This is a genomic window from Trichocoleus sp. FACHB-40 (assembly GCF_014695915.1).
GTDB lineage: Bacteria > Cyanobacteriota > Cyanobacteriia > Cyanobacteriales > FACHB-T130 > Funiculus > Funiculus sociatus.
Window position 1 is genome coordinate 32,604 of sequence record NZ_JACJPF010000057.1, and the last position, 17,194, is coordinate 49,797.

A 17,194-nucleotide genomic window follows, 5' to 3' on the forward strand; every position below is an offset into this window, starting at 1 on the left:
CTCCTAAGATAGATTAAGTGTCTACGACGCTTCTTTTTTAATGTGCTGGATTTCGCCTTTTTTTGCCACAACCCTTGCAAAGAAACTCTTCAGCAAGATGTTGGGACAGCAGCGCCAGCTTTTGCTGAAAATGAAAGTTTATCTGGGCTACTCTTGGCGCTCTCGAAGAGCGATGTCGCTTTCCAAAAGAACCTGAGAGTTCTGCGTAATTTATGTTTTACCTCGGCAGATATGATTCAACAGTTTGTATCCTCACATCAGGTTCACGCCATCCCTAGCCCGGAAGACCGAGGTTAATTACCATTTAAAGAAGTGTAACTATTGTTAGAATCCAATGCAAGCAGGTTGGCAGTTAGAATCTCGCTGTTTATTGTACTTTTTCGGGTGCGGTGCTTCTCTGTGAAGGTCTTTTCAACCAAATTACTGCGGAGTCAATGCTGTACTCAATCGCTCAATGGCATCCTCGGCACTGATGAGGCGTTTTAACACAACTTGACCAATATTCTTGGCTGAGTCAGACGAGGCATCATCTAGGGGTCTGACTTCGACCATGAGAACAGCTTCTTCCACCCGGTACAGCCATAGTTTTTCCCCTTGCTCGAAGATGCAAAGGTTCGTTTGCTGAATTTCGGGTTTTCGTCGCCAGGAATTTTCGTTCCACAAGCCGCCGAACTCCCACACCCTACCTACAGTCCATCCATTAGAAAGGAAAAAATACTTCACAAATTTTCTTTTTTCTTTATATAGGCGTTCTCTTGAAAGAAACTTCTTATTTATCGTTATTTATACCATTTCGCTCTATTTTGGTGTCTAGCATGATATAATTTTCAGCTTTGACGAAGTGAAAGCTAAGCATTGAAGCGATCGCCTTGAACCCCATCTAGAGATTGAAATTACCATGAAATACCACTTTTGGCACCCAGCAGCGATCGCGATCACCCTGCTAACCCGAAAACGCGATAAGTTTTAGTTATAGTTTATTGCCTGTCGCTATAGTGGAACTGAGGGTTTTGAGATGCGATCGCTTTTCAGCTTGGCTTCCGTTGGGGAAAGCATACAACAGTTAACTTAGACCATCTTCTTTAAAAGAATTGTCAAACAAGTTGGTGTTGGGCGACTTGGCAATATATTAAGAGGAGCAGCCACTCACTCTGAGTGTTTCCACTCAATTAAATTCCAGATCCTGTAGAAACTCTCCAACTGAACACCTCAACCAATAGAGGAGTAATTCCAGGTACAATATCAATTACGTAGGCCTTGTTTTCAGGGTAATCGAATGGACGAACCTTAATAACATATTTATCACCAATAGCCTGAAATTCAAGTTTCCCTCGAAAATCGCTCTTGTGTCGAAAGTTGAACGGGGCGCGGCAAATAAGCAGTTTCAAGGGGCTTCCCATTAAAAAATTTCTTAGTACAGGAAATTCTTCCGGGGAAACGTGAGTAATTAAAATATCTACTCCCCAAAGTTGATTCAGTCTTTTCTCGTATTCGGATTCAGCCATTTCGTAAGGTGAAATTTCAACAACCCCCTTGAAGGGATGAACAGTGTTAGGAACGCCGCCTATTCCACCTATACGAATACCGTCTTTTTCAAAAAAGTCATTATCAATTTGATGAAGCCGGGGCGAATTGATTGTCAAATTTCCGCTGAGAGACGGGTAATCCATATTGCCAGGAATGAAGTATAGGTCGCTATTCTCAAGTGATGTCTCTAAGTTCGCAAAAAGTGTTTTGTATCGTTGCCAAGCTATATGTTTTGCTTCGTAAAAACGATTACCTGTTAATGAAAACATATTTTTTAAGGGTTCAATAAACAGAGAATTATGAGTATCACGAAAATGGCTGTTTACCAAGTTATCCATTCCTTCAAATATTAAATTACCGTATAACTGGTAAAAAATAGAGCCTTCTAAATTTTCGCCTGGTTCGGGAAAAATATTTAATAAGTCGCCAGCCACCAAAAAGTTGATATCAGGATAAGCAGCAATGGCAGCACTGATAAAATTTGGAAATGCGGGGTGTTCTAAAATGTTAGAAGCTAAAACAAACTTCATTTGACTGCTCCAGTGAGGGTTAAATTTGTCTGTTAAAACTTACATCAAATATACTGTCCAGAGGTCATGACGAACAGTTCATTTTTAAACGCAATTTGCAAAAATAGTATGGTTAAGCTGATAACCCGATATCGTAAATCATCGAGTCTTGCCAGAAAACTTCTACGTTCAGACCTGTTTGGGAATGGGTTGCTGAAATGCCATGCAACCAAGACTATAACTTCGCTAGGATTGAATATAAGTAATTACTGCTTAGGTTGAGGAATGGCCATCAATTCGACCGTTGAATTTCAAGATGCTTTTGATGTAATTGTTGTTGGTGCTGGACACGCCGGATGCGAAGCTGCGCTGGCTACAGCACGCCTCGGCTGTCGGACGCTGCTGCTGACACTCAACCTAGACAAAATTGCTTGGCAACCTTGTAACCCAGCGGTGGGAGGGCCAGCTAAGTCACAGCTAACTCATGAAGTCGATGCGCTGGGCGGGGAAATTGGCAAAATGGCAGACCGCACCTACTTACAAAAGCGGGTGCTGAACAACTCCAGAGGCCCTGCGGTTTGGGCATTGCGGGCGCAGACGGATAAGCGGGAATATGCGGCGGTGATGAAGGGGATTGTCGAAAACCAGGAAAACTTGACAATTCGCGAAAGTATGGTGACGGATTTGGTGCTTGGTGCCAATGATGAAGTTATTGGTGTCGAAACTTATTTTGGCGTTGGGTTCCAGTGTAAGGCGGTGGTGCTGACGACTGGCACGTTCTTGGGCGGTAAAATTTGGGTTGGTAATAAGTCGATGTCAGCGGGACGGGCGGGGGAATTTGCCGCCGTTGGGTTGACGGAAACGTTGAATAAATTGGGTTTTGAAACTGGGCGACTGAAGACGGGAACCCCGGCACGAGTTGATAAGCGATCGCTAGATTATACTAATCTGGAACCCCAGCCTGGTGATGAGGAGGTGCGGTGGTTCAGCTTTGACCCGGCAGTTTGGGTGGAACGGGAGCAAATGCCTTGTTATCTGACCCGGACGACACCTGAAACTCATCGGATAATTCGGGAAAATCTGCACTTGTCGCCAGTATACGGCGGCTGGGTGGATGCCAAGGGGCCGCGTTATTGTCCGAGTATTGAAGATAAGATTGTCCGCTTTGCCGATAAGGAAAGCCACCAGATTTTTATTGAACCAGAAGGGCGGGATATCCCAGAACTGTATATCCAAGGGTTTTCTACGGGTTTGCCGGAAAACTTGCAGTTACAAATGTTGCGAAGTCTCCCCGGTTTGGAAAATTGCGTGATGCTGCGTCCAGCCTATGCTGTGGAGTATGATTATTTACCTGCAACTCAGTGTTATCCCACACTAATGACGAAGAAGATTGAGGGGTTGTTCTCGGCTGGGCAAATCAACGGAACAACAGGTTATGAAGAAGCTGCGGCTCAGGGAATTGTGGCGGGAATTAATGCAGCGAGATATGTGCAGCATCAGGAAATGATAGTTTTCCCCCGCGAACAAAGTTACATCGGTACGTTGGTTGATGACTTATGTACCAAAGATTTGCGGGAACCTTACCGGGTGCTAACTTCGCGTTCTGAGTATAGATTATTACTGCGTTCGGATAATGCGGATCAGCGTCTCACGCCGTTGGGAAGGGAAATTGGCTTAATTGATGATCGTCGATTCTCGTTGTTCCAAGACAAGCAAGCGAATATTGTGGCGGAGAAGGAACGGTTACACTCGACGCGGGTGAAGGAAAATGAGGAGATTGGGATTGCGATCGCATCCAACGCCGGACAAACCATCAAAGGCTCAATTACCCTAGCTGAGTTGCTGCGCCGTCCAGGTTTCCACTACGTTGACTTAGATCGCTACGGACTCGGAAACCCCAGTCTAGAACAACCCGAAAGAGAAGGCGCAGAAATTGATATCAAATACTCTGGCTATCTCCAGCGTCAGCAGTACCAAATTGACCAAGTAAGCCGTCACGCCAACCGCCAGTTGCCGCCGGATCTAGATTATGCGGCAATTGAAACTCTCTCGAAAGAGTCTCGTGAAAAGCTCTCGCAGGTGAAACCCCTAACTATTGGTCAAGCGGCGCGAATTGGCGGCGTAAACCCCGCTGATATCAACGCTTTGCTGATATATCTGGAACTGCGTTCAAGACAAATGAGTTTGGCCAGGGGCCAGTAGTCCCTTGAAATGTACCCTTTGGGGTCGCCCGTTGCGGTAGGAATTCTTGGTACAGGAATTTGTTCTACCGAGAATTCCTACCCAACCTGGGAACGTTTCCATAACTAATGACTAATGAGTTAATTCGCCAATTTATAGTCACCCAATCAAAAATTGGTATAAACTTTCTAAGTTAGCCTTGGGCGAAACTGGTGAGTCAGGGAACATCTACAACTGACTGCCTTAGGGTAGGATCTCCCAATTAAAGAAATTTTTCACCAACGTAAGCGCTATCAATTGCTTTAAGGCTTATCGTTAATTCAGTCTAGGCACGAAAGTGAGCAGCAATCCATGTCTCAGGATGTCAGCAATAACCAGAGGGAATCAGAGGCATTAGCCAATTCCAGTTCTATCAAACCCTGGTCGGTTGAAGCTTATGCCGATCATTTAATGGACGATTTGTTTGCAGACATCGACCGGGTGCTGGAGGGCGGAAGCGTATCGCCTCCAGAACAGCCGTCCACAGAATACGTCTCGTTACAGCCTGTAAAAGTTCCGCAAGCAACTCTGCCCCCGACGTGGGTACCGCCTCACGATCTCCTACCACCACGGCAACAAGACAATACACCGCGTAGTATTGTGCAAATGCCTGTCGCGATTGATGTCAGGGTGGAGGATGTTGAACCCGAAGAGAGCGAAAAGAGTGGTAAGAGTCAATCTTTTGATAAATTGCTGTTCGGATTTGCCTTGGCATCGGTCTTGGTGACTGTGCTGCTATGGGCGGCTTCTCAGGATAGACTCAAGTGGCTATTTTCGCGTGAAATACCGGCTGCACAAGTAACACAAGAGGCTCAGCCTAAGGTAGATGAGCAATTTGTTAACTATATGGAGCGATCGCTCGAATCAATCGAGCGCAAGGCAGAAGCCAACAAACAAAATGCGACAAGGGCTAACGTGCCACCGACAAATAATCTGCCGTCGGTTTCCGGTGTCCCTGGCAATGGATCTGGAGGAGCTAACCGATCCTCAGTTATGGAAAGAGTCTATATCCCCATCTATCCATCGCCCTCAAGCCAGCTGGGTACATCAGGGACAGGCTTAGGGTTACAAAGTATTGCGCCCTTAGCACGTCCCCAGCTCGCTCCGGCACTGCCAATGCGTCCAATCCGTCCGGTGCCGCAAATCCTTCCTGTACCATCAGTCCGTCCGGCACCGCCAGCTCGTCCTAAACCTCAAGCCCGTCTGGTGCCGCCAGTCAGTCTGACATCGCCAATGCGTTTGACACCGCCGCCAATGCGTTTGGCAGCGCCAGCCAAGTCTGCACCCCCGATGCGTCCTGCGCCTGCCCCTAAACCTCCAGTGGCTGCCACAATACCTCAACCTCAACTTCCGCCACCACCGCCGCCCTCAGCACTACCTGAACTCTCAGCTGCCACCGCACCTGCACCAGTGGCAGAGGCTATACACACGCTTGTAGGAGTTCTGGAATTGGGCAATCGCTCGGCTGCCCTATTTAGTATCAATGGCGTTACCAAGCGTCTCCAAGTGGGGGAAAATATTGGCTCTAGTGGCTGGACGTTGGTATCCGTAGACAATCAGGAAGCCATTATCCGACGAAATGGAGAAGTTCGCTCAATTTATGTAGGGCAGAAGTTTTGAATTAGTATATTGCTAATGGCTAATAGCTAATTGCAAAAGAAAAAGTGCATAATTCTTTTTTGCATGAGAGCCTTTTACATGATTGCCTTTTTAACTGAGAAGCGTGGGGGTTTTTGCAGTGGGTCTATTTGACGATTTCAACCGATTTCTGGAAACCCGATTAGAAGAATTTTTGCGAAATAATCCCCATCTAGAGTTACAGGCGCTAGAGGAACAGCTGCGGGAACAGGAAGAAGATGCCCTACGGCTGATTGCAGACCTGAATCTGCAAGAACAAAAATTACAGGATGAAATTCTCTCAACTGCACAAGAAGTCCAGCGCTGGCATATTCGGATTGAAAAGGCAAAAGCGGCTAACAGGCTTGATTTAGCCGAGCCTGCTCAAGAGCGAGAGGCCGCTTTGCTACGTCAAGGAAATCAGCTTTGGGGACAGATGCAAGGGCTGAAACAGCGCAAAGAGCAAGCTAAGCAGCTACAGCGTCAGATCCAGCAGCGCCGACAGGAAGTTCACACTAAAGCAGTCCAAGCTGAGGCGGCGCGTACTAACGCTCAAGCTCAGCAGCGAGCAACGACTGGCTGGAATCAAAGTTACAAGGGCAATATCAAAAGCGGGCCAGACTTATTAGATGATAAATTTAAGCGTTGGGAAACGGACGATGAGCTAGATCAGCTAAAGCGAAATATTGGAAATAGGTAATGGCTTGTAACAATTAGCCATTAGCCATTAGGCAAAAATTATGACTTTTCCGGTTTATTTGTGGCTGGGGTCGGTGAGGATTCATCCTCATATTTTGTTTGAGTCTTTAGCTTATGCGATCGCTTTCCGTTTATTAATCAAAAATTCTCGCAAAGATTCTATCGCACCCACGCAACGCAGTTCGGTAATTGTCGGTGGCTTGGTAGGGGCGCTAGCTGGTGCGAAGCTGCTGGTTTTGGTACAGCATATTGATTTACTTTTTTCAAATTGGCAACAATTATTTTTACTTTTACTTCAGGGCAAAACTGTTGTAGGAGCGCTTTTGGGCGGGCTGATTGGTGTGGAAATAACCAAAAAAATTATCGGTGTAAATCGCTCAACAGGGGATGTTTTCGTTTATCCGTTGATTGTGGGAACAGCGGTAGGACGCATTGGTTGTTTTTTGACAGGATTAAGCGATCGCACTTACGGCATTGCCACTAATTTACCTTGGGGGATCGATTTTGGCGATCGCATTCTTCGACATCCGACTCAAATTTATGAAATTATATTTTTGTTAATTTTAATTATATTTTTAAAAATCCGCAGCCGCTACCATCGACAAGAAGGCGATTTATTTAAGTTCTATATGGTGGCATATCTAAGCTTTCGCCTGCTAATTGATTTCCTTAAGCCAGATTTTCATCCCATCTTCGGGCTAAGTGCCATTCAGATTGCTTGTTTACTGGGACTGTTATATTATCACCGTAGTATTCCCCAAATGTTTAATTTTAATCGTCCTGCGAATACTTGGTAGGTTAAACATTTTCTTCCAAGTTCTCTCCCCATCCACCCTGAGAACCAGAAAAAAACCCTTTAAATTATATAATATGCCTACTCGAAACTACCTTTTCTATGCCTTAACTAACAGCGTTTGCTCTAAATGTCTTATCAAAGTCGAAGCGAAGATTCTCTTTCGAGACGATTGCGTTTACTTGGTTAAACATTGTCCAACTCACGGACATCAAGAAGTTTTAATTGCCGATGATATTGAATATTACAAACAATCCCTGGAATTTATCAAGCCTGGGGATATGCCGCTCAAATTTAATACCCCAATAAAATATGGCTGTCCTTATGACTGCGGACTTTGCCCAGATCACGAACAGCATAGTTGTTTGACTTTAGTAGAAGTGACGGACAGATGCAATCTTTCCTGTCCAATTTGTTATGCCGATTCAGGTACAGAAGAGGTTTTTCAAAATTCTAATCAATATCGTCGCCACCGCAGTTTAGAGCAAATTGAAATGATGTTAGATGCGGTAGTGGCGAATGAGGGAGAACCTCAAATTGTCCAAATTAGCGGAGGTGAACCAACGATTCATCCAGAGTTTTTTAAAATTCTGGATATTGCCAAAAGCAAGCCAATTCGACACTTAATGATTAATACCAATGGTGTCAGAATTGCTAAAGACCGAAATTTTTGCGATCGCTTAAGCCAATATATGCCTGGAATTGAAGTTTATCTGCAATTTGATAGCTTTGAGGCGGCGGCGTTGGAGGAGTTGCGCGGGGCAGATTTGCGAGAAGTTCGCCAGAATGCGATCGCTCACCTCAATGAGTTTAACATCTCAACAACGCTGGTCGTTACCCTGAAAAAGGGGCTAAATGACGGCGAAATCGGCAAAATTATTGAATACGCCTTGCAGCAGAAATGCGTCCGGGGTGTCACCTTTCAACCAATCCAAGCAGCAGGACGTTTGGAAGGATTTGAGCATGAACGCGATCGCTACACTCTTACAGAAGTCCGCCGCTCAATTTTACAGCAGAGTCCCTATTTCAAACCAGAAGATATTCTCCCAGTGCCTTGTCATCCAGACTGTTTAGCAATGGCTTATGCGCTAAAAATTAAGGGCAAAGTGATACCCTTAACTGGGCTTTTTGAGCCAAATACCTTTGTGAAAATGATGCCCAATTCTGTCCTTTACGAGCAGAATGATGAACTAAAGCGTAATATTTTTAATTTATTTTCCACTAGCCATTCACCCGCATCTTCGGCAACATCTTTAAAACAATTGCTGTGTTGTTTACCGATGTTACCTGTTCCAGATGGTATTACTTACGAAAATATATTTCGGGTAATGATTGTACAATTTCTCGACTCCTTTAACTTCGATGTCCGTTCTGTGAAGCGCTCCTGCATTCACATTGTGCATCCTGATGGTAGGATTATTCCATTTGATACTTTTAATATGTTTTACCGCGAGGGTAGCGCTGGGCATCACTTAGTTAATAACCGTTTAGCCTGATATCAACTATCTAACTCTAGAAGCGATTATTAATATTTTTGATACAGAAACAAACACTATTTTAAATAAAAGCAAATGCGAGCAAGAAATGAAGGTTTACAGATAGTTTTAGGTTTCTTACTACTATTGGTAATACATATTGCAGTAATTGCTATATTGGCATTAATTACATACAAAACGAGAAAATCTGGTGGATCAAGTATTATTGAACCAATTTGGTTGATTTCAGTTTTTTACATTGGCTTATTCCAAACTTTGTATGTAATTCCACTTGTTATTTGGCTGCAATTGCAAGGACGGTGGGGATTGATGAAAGGGGTGATTATCGGTGCAGTTATCACCGCTTTGTTGAATGGTGGCTGCTTTTTATGGGTGTTCTCAGGATGGTAGTAAATTTTAAAATTATACTAATCGAGAAGTAATCACTTTGTTGACTGGCGGCTGCTTTTTATGGCATCTCTGGCTGTCTTCTCAATTTTGAAAGAAACTGATTGACGCGATCGCGTGGTTGGATTTTGCTGAGATTGGCTATTGACGGGAGATACCACTGGCGGTGTTTCGTTTTTAATTGCAGTCAGTGTAGCGTCCTCTGTCTGCTGGAAGGGAAGGAGACCGCGTTTGTCTAAGTTGGATGCGATCGCTAAAAATGCTCCACCCAAAATATACACGGGTAACGGCAGCGTAAACTGTTTTGCCCACTGGTACATTTCTGCCAAGCCAAACAGCACCACAAAACTAACCAGCCACACTCTCATGCTTGTAACCCAACGCCGTATCGAAATTTCTATCTCTATTTAAACTGATATTTGCATCATTCAAGGGCAATGGGGAGCTTCAAATTCTTAATCTTCGTTACCAGGCTCAATGAACCGCGAAAATGATGTCTTCCCTGCTGTTCCCTCCATAGGCAATGGTTATAATTTTTTTAGAAAATGATAATTAAAACCCTAAAAATGAATTATAACCGCTGAAACATTGACAGGCTGTGAGTTGCGTGAGTTTAATTAGCCTGCGATCGCAAAGCATCTCTTTCAGAAACTTGCTTTCTCCGTTTTGACCTAATTCCCATCATACTTAGCAACCCGACGCAACTTAAAGCTAGAGTGCCTGATGGTTCAGGAGTTTTAACTTCGGCATAATTTAGCTGGTTTCCTATTAACTTTAAACGGGTTTTGTTAGCGAAATTACGCGAATAGTTACCCACAACAGAACCACTAAGAAGTTTTTCTCCTTCTAAACTATTATCCAGAACCTTATCCTCTAAATCAAAGCTGACGTATTGGCTTTTTTGGATACTAAAAAACTCATCCGATAAATTTCTTAGACCAGCCAAGATGCTAAAAGAATCTAAGAGTACAGGCTGCTTACGGTTCGTGATATCGAACAAGGAAAAAGATAGTTTTCCATCAGCCCGTGCAACCTCGCTGGGAGAATTATCAGTTGAAGTTAATAAAATCAAAGAGGCGATAAAATCAAAAGAGAAAGATTGATTCTTTCTTATCAAAAATTCCTCAACAATTCCCGCCTGACTTTTGGCATTACCTCTGTAGATTCTACCTGTTCCAGAAGATTCGCTTACAGATGTATTAAACGAAAAAAGTGGCTCGTCTGAAAAAATTGCTTCAGCATCAGCAAAAGCATCCACTGAACCATGTTTTGCATTTGTCAGAGTATCAGTATCAGTGCAAGTCTTAGCAATGTCAGGATTTTGGCTGTAGTTATTAATGACTAACGTCCCCCTGGAAAAGGCAAGAGTAGCAGCTAAACTAGGCGAGACGGCGACGCTTAAGCCAGTTACTAAAGGTGTAAAGAACAGCAAGAATTGTTTGACAATGCTGCGGTTTAATAGCATAGTTTTCTCCTTTAATTTCAGATATTGAGGTATTATAAGCAGCCTAAGCTTGCAGGTGCAGCCTTGAAAAACAGCGGTATAAGCAAAAGACTGCCATCGCTTCAGATGAACAGTTTTAAGAGCAGATGTAAGTTATATTATCGAAATTAAATTGTGTCAATGTAAAAGGACTGGTGCAGAAATTGCTAATGCAATATAGCCAGTAACACCAGAGGTAAAATATTTAAGTAATCATACTAATGCCATAGTAAGAGATTTAATGTAAAGCTAAAGTAAGTATGCGGAAAAAGAGTTTGAAGATTGTGTAAATTAATAGCCGTAATTAGATGACCGAGAAGATGAGAAGATTGCCAGTATTTATATTTGCTCTACAAGGATTATTGTTTGCTGAGCCACAGCTAGCCGCGCAGCCGTTACCTATGGAGGTTTCGTTAGGCGATCGCGTCCCCAAGACTCAGCCTTCTGACTTGATTCCCAATTCCTACGTATGGGTAATCAAGGATAGGCAACAACAGCCAGAACAGCAACCCTACTTATGGATAGTTAAAGATACCAACAAGCAGTTGCGACTTCTTAAAGATATCAACAAGCCAGAGACTCGTCAGACAGGGTCAAAACCCAAAGACCCCAAAAAGCCAGCTTCATCGGGGTTCGATGAAATCGTAAAAGATACCGAGAAGTTAGAGGGGATGTTCACCCTTTACCGCAACAAGGAAAAAGGAAAAGTTTATCTAGAAATCAAGCCGGAACAGCTAAATAAAAACTTCCTTGGAACTGTGACGATGGAATCCGGTATTGGTGAACGAGGGATTTACAGCGGACTACCGCTGAATGATTTTTTATTCTACTTTCGTCACGTAAACAATAATTTACAGTTTGTTATTCGCAATGTGAATTTTCGCACCACTCCCGGCGATCCGCAAGAGCGATCGCTAGATCGAGCATTTAGCGATTCCGTCCTCTACTCCCTAGACATCAAAAGCACCCACCCGCAACGCAAAACTCTACTCATCGATCTGAGTGACTTACTACTTGCAGATTTGCCTGGGTTAACCCCAATTTTAAAGGAATTTTTGGGCAGTCCCTACCGACTCGACAGCAGCAAGTCGTCTTTTGACACAGTGAAAGCCTTCCCCTTAAATATAGAAGTTTCTTCAATTTACGGCTTCTCGTCTGCGAATAGCCAGGATCTACCGCCCAATTTAGACACCTTAGCTGATAGCCGTGCGCTCAGCATCAAAGTACATTACAGTTTGTCTCAGCTACCAGAAAATAACGGCTATATTCCCCGTTTAGCTGACGACAGAATTGGCTACTTTATCACAGCTTACAAAGACTTTTCTAACGACAACTTTAGAGAACCCTTTGTTCGTTATATTCATCGCTGGCATCTGGAAAAGCAAGACCCAAAAGCACCCCTTTCTCCACCCAAGAAACCGATAGTTTTCTGGATTGAGAATACTGTACCGTTGGAATACCGCGATGCTGTCCGCGAAGGCATTCTAATGTGGAACAAAGCTTTTGAGAAAGCAGGATTTAAGGATGCGATTGAAGTGCGGCAGATGCCTGATAATGCCACCTGGAGTCCGGGTGATGTGCGTTACAACACGATTCGCTGGATCAATTCTTTGGATGGATTTTCTGCCAGAGGCCCATCACGGGTTAACCCCCTGACTGGAGAAATCTTAGACGCAGATATCATTGTGGATGCTAATATGCTGCGCTCTATTAAGCAAAGATATCGCAATTTAATAGAACCTACGCAGTCGCAGGAAATGGGGTTGTTGGGACAAGGAAATTTATGTAACCTCACGTCCTCGCCTGTACAGGGAGAGGGAAGTAATTTGGGCAGGCGAGACGCAAGTCGCAATTCCAAATTCTTGCAACTTCTGCAAGACCAGGATATCTGCTATGGGATGGAATCTACAATGCAGACAGCGATGGGAGCGATCGCATTATCCCTTTTTCACAATGTCTCGCCCACAAGCAACAAGATGAAAGAGTATGTGAATCAATATTTGCGTCACCTCATCGCCCACGAAGTCGGACACACTCTAGGGTTGCGGCACAACTTCCACGGCAGCACTTTAAATGGGCCGGAGGAATTAAACAATACAGAAATTACCCGCACTAGAGGAATGGTTAGTTCCGTGATGGACTACGTTCCGGTAAACCTTGCCCCCCAAGGCACCAAGCAAGGGGACTATTACCCGGCTAATATTGGCCCTTACGATGAATGGGCAATTGAGTATGGTTATAAACCCAGCGGGGCAATCAGTTCTATAGCCGAGAGACGGTTTCTAGACCAAATTGCCGGACAATCGTCGAAACCGGAATATGCTTATGCTACCGATGAAGATATCTTGGATCTCGATCCGGGTGCAAATCTTTGGGATTTAAGCGGCAACGTGCTACTTTACTCGCAGTGGCAGATGGACAACGCCCGTACCATGTGGGAGCGTTTGAATAAGCGTTCTCCGTCCAGTGGTGACTATACAGAAATGCGGGTGTTGTTCAACACCGTACTTAACTACTATTTCAACAACGCGAATCTGTTAGCGCAATACGTCGGCGGTCAGTCGTTCAGTCGCGATCGTGCCGGGACTCCTAACGGACGTTTGCCGTTTACACCCGTGCCGTTAGAAAAACAACGTGAAGCATTGACAAATATAGGGAAATATGTATTTGCAGCAGACGCTTTCAATTTTTCGCCGCAACTGCTGAATCAGTTAGCGCCGTCGCGCTGGAGACACTGGGGAAATCCGATCCCGATTTTGCGACTGGATTATCCAATTCATGAAAACTTGCTGTCGCAGCAAAGTCGAGTGTTGCAAAGTCTTTTAGGTAGCGATCGCCTAAATCGTCTGCGCGATATTGAACTGAAATCGAAGCCGGGAGAAGCACTGACGTTACCGGAACTGTTTGAAACTCTGCAAAATAGTATTTGGACAGAGGTACAAGATGGTAAACCGGAGAATATTTCCAGCCTGCGCCGTTCCTTGCAGCGCGAACATTTGGAGATTTTGCTAGAAATGGTGTTGCGGACTTCTCCTGTGCCAGAAGATGCTCGTACCCTAGCATGGTACGAACTGCGACAACTGAGAAAATCGCTAGATGCTTCGCTGAGGAAGCAAGACAAACTCGATACCTATACGAAAGCCCATTTAGCAGAAACACGCGATCGCATCGACAAAGCCTTAACCGCGCGATTGGAATCGAAGTAAGCCAGATAAGACGCGATCGCATCAGCTGGGGCATTTGAAGTCTGCAAGCGATCGCTCTTCAGGAGGGGTTTGCCACATCAAATCCATCTAATTGCTCACAATACAAAGAAACCCACTCTCAACCCCAACAGAGCAAGCCCACCGGGGAGCCAGAGCCGCAGAGCTTTCTTGGGTTTCTTTTATTATGGGTATCATTTGATATCAGGGGGCTTCGTCCACTTTTTTAACGCCAAGGGCAGGAGCTTTCTCACTCATCTAGTGTTAAAACCAATAATATTGCCCGATTCCTCAAGGACGGGTGCGAAGTTAAGTTTAAGCTACTCAATGACGGATTTCGCAAGCTCTTTAGGAGAAGTTAGGAGATGACCCATCACGTCAATCAGCTTGGCGAAACTATCCCCCAAACGCTTAATGGATATGACCCTAACGTGTTTCCAGCATTTCATGAAACGCTGCAAACTCACTTTCCAGGGGCAGTCCCCATGAGCAAGTACATGAGAAAGACTTTCCAAAGCTTGAGTTCCTACGGTTTTTGTGACGAAAACACGATGGGAATGATAGCAATTTGTCGGGATGAAGTCGCCGAACCCCTATTTATTGAAGTAATTCGATACTGGGGGAAAACTTTTAATTGTTGCAGCTTAGCCGGGTTCGTCATGATGGGGAAAACTGGGTTAGCCGCTGCAACTGACCATACCCCTATCGTTGATGGTATCCGTCGTTTTACCTTCTATGCTATGCCCCATATCGCTATTTCTAGACATGGCGAGATTGGTAAGGTTTATCGAGATGGCGTTCAAAAAGTTTCCCACGCCTGCGGAGCATTAGAAACAGTTGTCAAAGAATTGGCATCTGGTCATCTGAAACTAGAAATGGATATGCAGGATATTGAACAAACAATTATCCGGCAGAAAATTCTTTCATCCCTTACCTATGGCGACAAACCCGATTTGATAGAAGTTACAAAATTGGCATCTAAAATTATTTCCCACGATGTCGAAACTCTCTTAAATACTCTGGATCAATCCGTCTTTAACTACGCCGTCATGACCGGAATTCAAATTCATGGCCCTCTAGGTACGCACTGGATTTATCCACAAGATTTTTATGTCGTCGGCTCTGACCTTCCTGGGGGAAAGGAAAATATAGAAGCGTTTCAGCAGGCGCAAAATTAAAAAGGTAATGACAATGCGATCGCTATAACAGAAAGTAATCTGTCACATCCCAAAGTCGCCAGTTTCTTCGATAAGATGAAGCAAGAAAAGCGCTTCTTAAGCGACGTTTGGGTTGTGCAGTTGCACTTCAAGCAAGTTATCAAACAAGTGCAAAAAGACAACTACTTTAAAGCTGAACGCTGGCGCGATCACGTGCATCAGTCGGCTGATGCACGTGATCGGTTAAAGAGGCGATGCAACCGTTGAGTGTCTAAAATTTGGGATTTCAGTCAAAGATATTAGAAGCTAGAACTTATATCCAGAAGTTTCCTAGCTTATGAATTATGACAGAATTCGCAAGTTTCTTTCGTGTTACAACTGGTGCTACAAGATTTTCTAGTTATCAAAAGCTGTATGAGTATTTGGCCTGAAAACTTTTTTGACTTTGCTTTCATACCTGATATTGCTGGTAGTCTTGAGGAACTTGCCCAAGAGGCAGAGCCGGAAGACTGGAGCTATCATTACACCTTTAGTGAATATTCTCTCCCAATCCTTTACAACTATATCCGATATACCTACCGACGACTTGCTGAAGAGCGAAAGTTAGCTCTCTCTGATGATGGTCAGTATTGCTGTTTTAACACAGGTCTTGTGACGCAAAATCAAGAGCCTATCTATGCTTCATTTGAAGTTAATCGCAAATCTGATGCACAATCCTGGTATTTCAAAGGATGGTTTCGCCGAGGTCGATGGGAGTTAAATATATTTCCAGAACTTCCAGACTTAGCACACTACTTCGACGACCCTTCCTGCTTAGTCTTCGATACACGCAAAGATATACGGGTCAACGTCGAACACATGATTGAAGAGAATAAAGAGCGTTTCCCAGAGGCATATAAATCAAGGAACAACTATGAGTTACAGACCTCCCTTTCGGGAGCCATCAACAACGTAAAAGACAGAGTTCGTCGTAGCTATAAAACTGCAATTCCGCAGTATTACAGGGGTCAAATTCAGTTATTACTACCTCTTTGCCTTAGCAATCCTAGCCGAGCTGATTTGGCATTAGTTGTTGAGAAGCACTCAACCTTTTACCGTGCTTCAACTTGCCTTACTCTTGACATGGCGTACAATAATGCACGCCAACTGACTAGACCCGACCGTGACTGGCTCCAGCCTTAATATTGAACGCCCTTTCAACCAAACAGGAATGTACCGAAACACGCCACAGATTAAGCGATCGCATTCTTTTCCTCTCTTTGGTTTAGATGCGATCTCAATTTATCAGATTCGTATGTTCAATAAGTTAATGTAAACGTCACAAGTTCACAAACCAGTTCTCTATCTGAATTCCCTGAAAATCAGCATAATCTGCCTCGTTATTTGTAACCAAAACAAGATTATTGACAACAGCGATCGCTGCAATCTGGGTGTCAACATAAGATGGAGTTTTGCCTAACCCAACTAATCTTGCTCTCTCAAAAGCGTGCCATTTGGCGGCTTCTGTGCTGTAAGGCAAAAGTAGCAACTTCGCTTCAACTTCTTCTCTAAGATAAGCTTCTATGGCTTGACGTTTTCGAGAATTAGGTAGACGATAGCAGCCATAGAGCATCTCATGAAATACAACCGTAGCTGTTGCAGTCAAACCGCTATACATAACCAACAACTCCATCACGCGAGGGTTTGGGATTGGACGCAAAGGTTCGGACAAGATGTTGGTATCCAATAAAAATTGAGGATTGCTCAAAAGCTGACCTCTCGACCTGGGGAGCGATCGCGAACATCGTTGAATACTGCATCCAGATCGATATCCAATTTCTGGATCTGGTACTTCTGACGAAATTGGGCTAAATCCCCACCAAATCCTACCTTCTGGGAGGTTAGGCGTTGATATTCGTCAAGCGATAACACGACAGCTACAGGCTTGCCTTGTCGCATAATCTGAACAGACTTACCATTTTCTGCATCGTGAATAATTTCAGCAAAGCGATCGCGGGCTTGGGCAATTGAATACTGGTCAGACATCGTTTGGTTTTCCAGCTAAATGGCTATGTTTATGGCTATATTTTAGTCTTTAAGATGTAGATTAAATAGGCATCAATG

At 44.1% G+C, this 17,194-nt stretch carries 16 protein-coding genes; 10 read left to right on the plus strand and 6 right to left on the minus strand.

All coding sequences use genetic code 11. The features are described 5' to 3' along the window. Positions 1 to 42: 42 nt before the first annotated feature. Positions 43 to 297, plus strand: a complete 255-nt coding sequence (locus H6F63_RS13135) for a hypothetical protein (protein WP_190420252.1) — start codon at positions 43 to 45, stop codon at positions 295 to 297. Between the two features lie 123 nt (positions 298 to 420). Here H6F63_RS13135 and H6F63_RS13140 read toward each other — a convergent pair whose 3' ends face one another. Next, the gene (locus tag H6F63_RS13140) at positions 421 to 723 is read right to left on the minus strand and encodes a hypothetical protein (RefSeq protein WP_190637970.1); all 303 of its coding nucleotides are present in this window, start codon (positions 721 to 723) and stop codon (positions 421 to 423) included. A gap of 446 nt (positions 724 to 1,169) precedes the next feature. After that, positions 1,170 to 2,057 carry a hypothetical protein gene (locus H6F63_RS13145; protein ID WP_190637972.1) on the minus strand — a complete coding sequence of 296 codons (888 nt, stop codon included), beginning with the start codon at positions 2,055 to 2,057 and terminating at the stop codon, positions 1,170 to 1,172. A 264-nt stretch (positions 2,058 to 2,321) separates the two neighbouring features. On the opposite strand from H6F63_RS13145, the gene mnmG reads away from it, so the two are divergent. From mnmG to H6F63_RS13175, 6 genes are all read left to right on the plus strand, one after another. Continuing rightward, complete coding sequence (mnmG, locus tag H6F63_RS13150) at positions 2,322 to 4,238, plus strand: tRNA uridine-5-carboxymethylaminomethyl(34) synthesis enzyme MnmG (protein WP_190637974.1); 1,917 nt, start codon at positions 2,322 to 2,324, stop codon at positions 4,236 to 4,238. 330 nt (positions 4,239 to 4,568) lie between these two features. Continuing rightward, positions 4,569 to 5,876, plus strand: coding sequence for a hypothetical protein (locus tag H6F63_RS13155; protein WP_190637976.1), 1,308 nt, complete (start codon positions 4,569 to 4,571; stop codon positions 5,874 to 5,876). 118 nt (positions 5,877 to 5,994) lie between these two features. Further along, positions 5,995 to 6,573, plus strand: coding sequence for a TIGR04376 family protein (locus H6F63_RS13160; protein WP_190637978.1), 579 nt, complete (start codon positions 5,995 to 5,997; stop codon positions 6,571 to 6,573). A gap of 40 nt (positions 6,574 to 6,613) precedes the next feature. Then, entirely contained in the window at positions 6,614 to 7,369 is a 756-nt protein-coding gene (locus H6F63_RS13165; protein WP_190637979.1) for a prolipoprotein diacylglyceryl transferase family protein, read from the plus strand. Positions 7,370 to 7,442: 73 nt separating this feature from the next. Beyond that, positions 7,443 to 8,861, plus strand: a complete 1,419-nt coding sequence (locus H6F63_RS13170) for a radical SAM protein (protein WP_190637980.1) — start codon at positions 7,443 to 7,445, stop codon at positions 8,859 to 8,861. A gap of 75 nt (positions 8,862 to 8,936) precedes the next feature. Further along, complete coding sequence (locus tag H6F63_RS13175) at positions 8,937 to 9,251, plus strand: hypothetical protein (RefSeq protein ID WP_190637981.1); 315 nt, start codon at positions 8,937 to 8,939, stop codon at positions 9,249 to 9,251. A 32-nt stretch (positions 9,252 to 9,283) separates the two neighbouring features. On the opposite strand, the gene H6F63_RS13180 is transcribed toward H6F63_RS13175, so the two are convergent. Together H6F63_RS13180 and H6F63_RS13185 are read right to left on the minus strand one after the other, a co-directional pair. Further along, complete coding sequence (locus H6F63_RS13180; protein WP_190637982.1) at positions 9,284 to 9,616, minus strand: hypothetical protein; 333 nt, start codon at positions 9,614 to 9,616, stop codon at positions 9,284 to 9,286. Between the two features lie 245 nt (positions 9,617 to 9,861). Then, complete coding sequence (locus H6F63_RS13185; protein ID WP_190637983.1) at positions 9,862 to 10,713, minus strand: hypothetical protein; 852 nt, start codon at positions 10,711 to 10,713, stop codon at positions 9,862 to 9,864. Positions 10,714 to 11,039: 326 nt separating this feature from the next. Between H6F63_RS13185 and H6F63_RS13190 the strand changes: the two genes are divergently transcribed. From H6F63_RS13190 to H6F63_RS13200, 3 genes are all read left to right on the plus strand, one after another. Then, positions 11,040 to 13,937, plus strand: a complete 2,898-nt coding sequence (locus H6F63_RS13190) for a zinc-dependent metalloprotease (RefSeq protein ID WP_199297997.1) — start codon at positions 11,040 to 11,042, stop codon at positions 13,935 to 13,937. A gap of 362 nt (positions 13,938 to 14,299) precedes the next feature. After that, a complete protein-coding gene (locus tag H6F63_RS13195; RefSeq protein ID WP_190637984.1) occupies positions 14,300 to 15,112 on the plus strand; it encodes a hypothetical protein in 813 nt (270 codons plus the stop codon). A 393-nt stretch (positions 15,113 to 15,505) separates the two neighbouring features. After that, positions 15,506 to 16,273, plus strand: coding sequence for a DUF3825 domain-containing protein (locus tag H6F63_RS13200; RefSeq protein ID WP_190637985.1), 768 nt, complete (start codon positions 15,506 to 15,508; stop codon positions 16,271 to 16,273). Positions 16,274 to 16,409: 136 nt separating this feature from the next. Here the strand turns inward: H6F63_RS13200 and H6F63_RS13205 are convergent, their stop codons facing one another. Both H6F63_RS13205 and H6F63_RS13210 read right to left on the minus strand, forming a co-directional pair. Next, positions 16,410 to 16,838: a type II toxin-antitoxin system VapC family toxin gene (locus H6F63_RS13205; RefSeq protein ID WP_190637987.1), complete on the minus strand. Its 429-nt coding sequence runs from the start codon at positions 16,836 to 16,838 to the stop codon at positions 16,410 to 16,412. After that, on the minus strand, positions 16,835 to 17,116 hold the full coding sequence (locus H6F63_RS13210; protein WP_190457273.1) for a type II toxin-antitoxin system Phd/YefM family antitoxin: 282 nt from the start codon (positions 17,114 to 17,116) through the stop codon (positions 16,835 to 16,837). Before H6F63_RS13210 ends, H6F63_RS13205 begins: the two co-directional genes overlap by 4 nt. Positions 17,117 to 17,194: the final 78 nt, after the last annotated feature.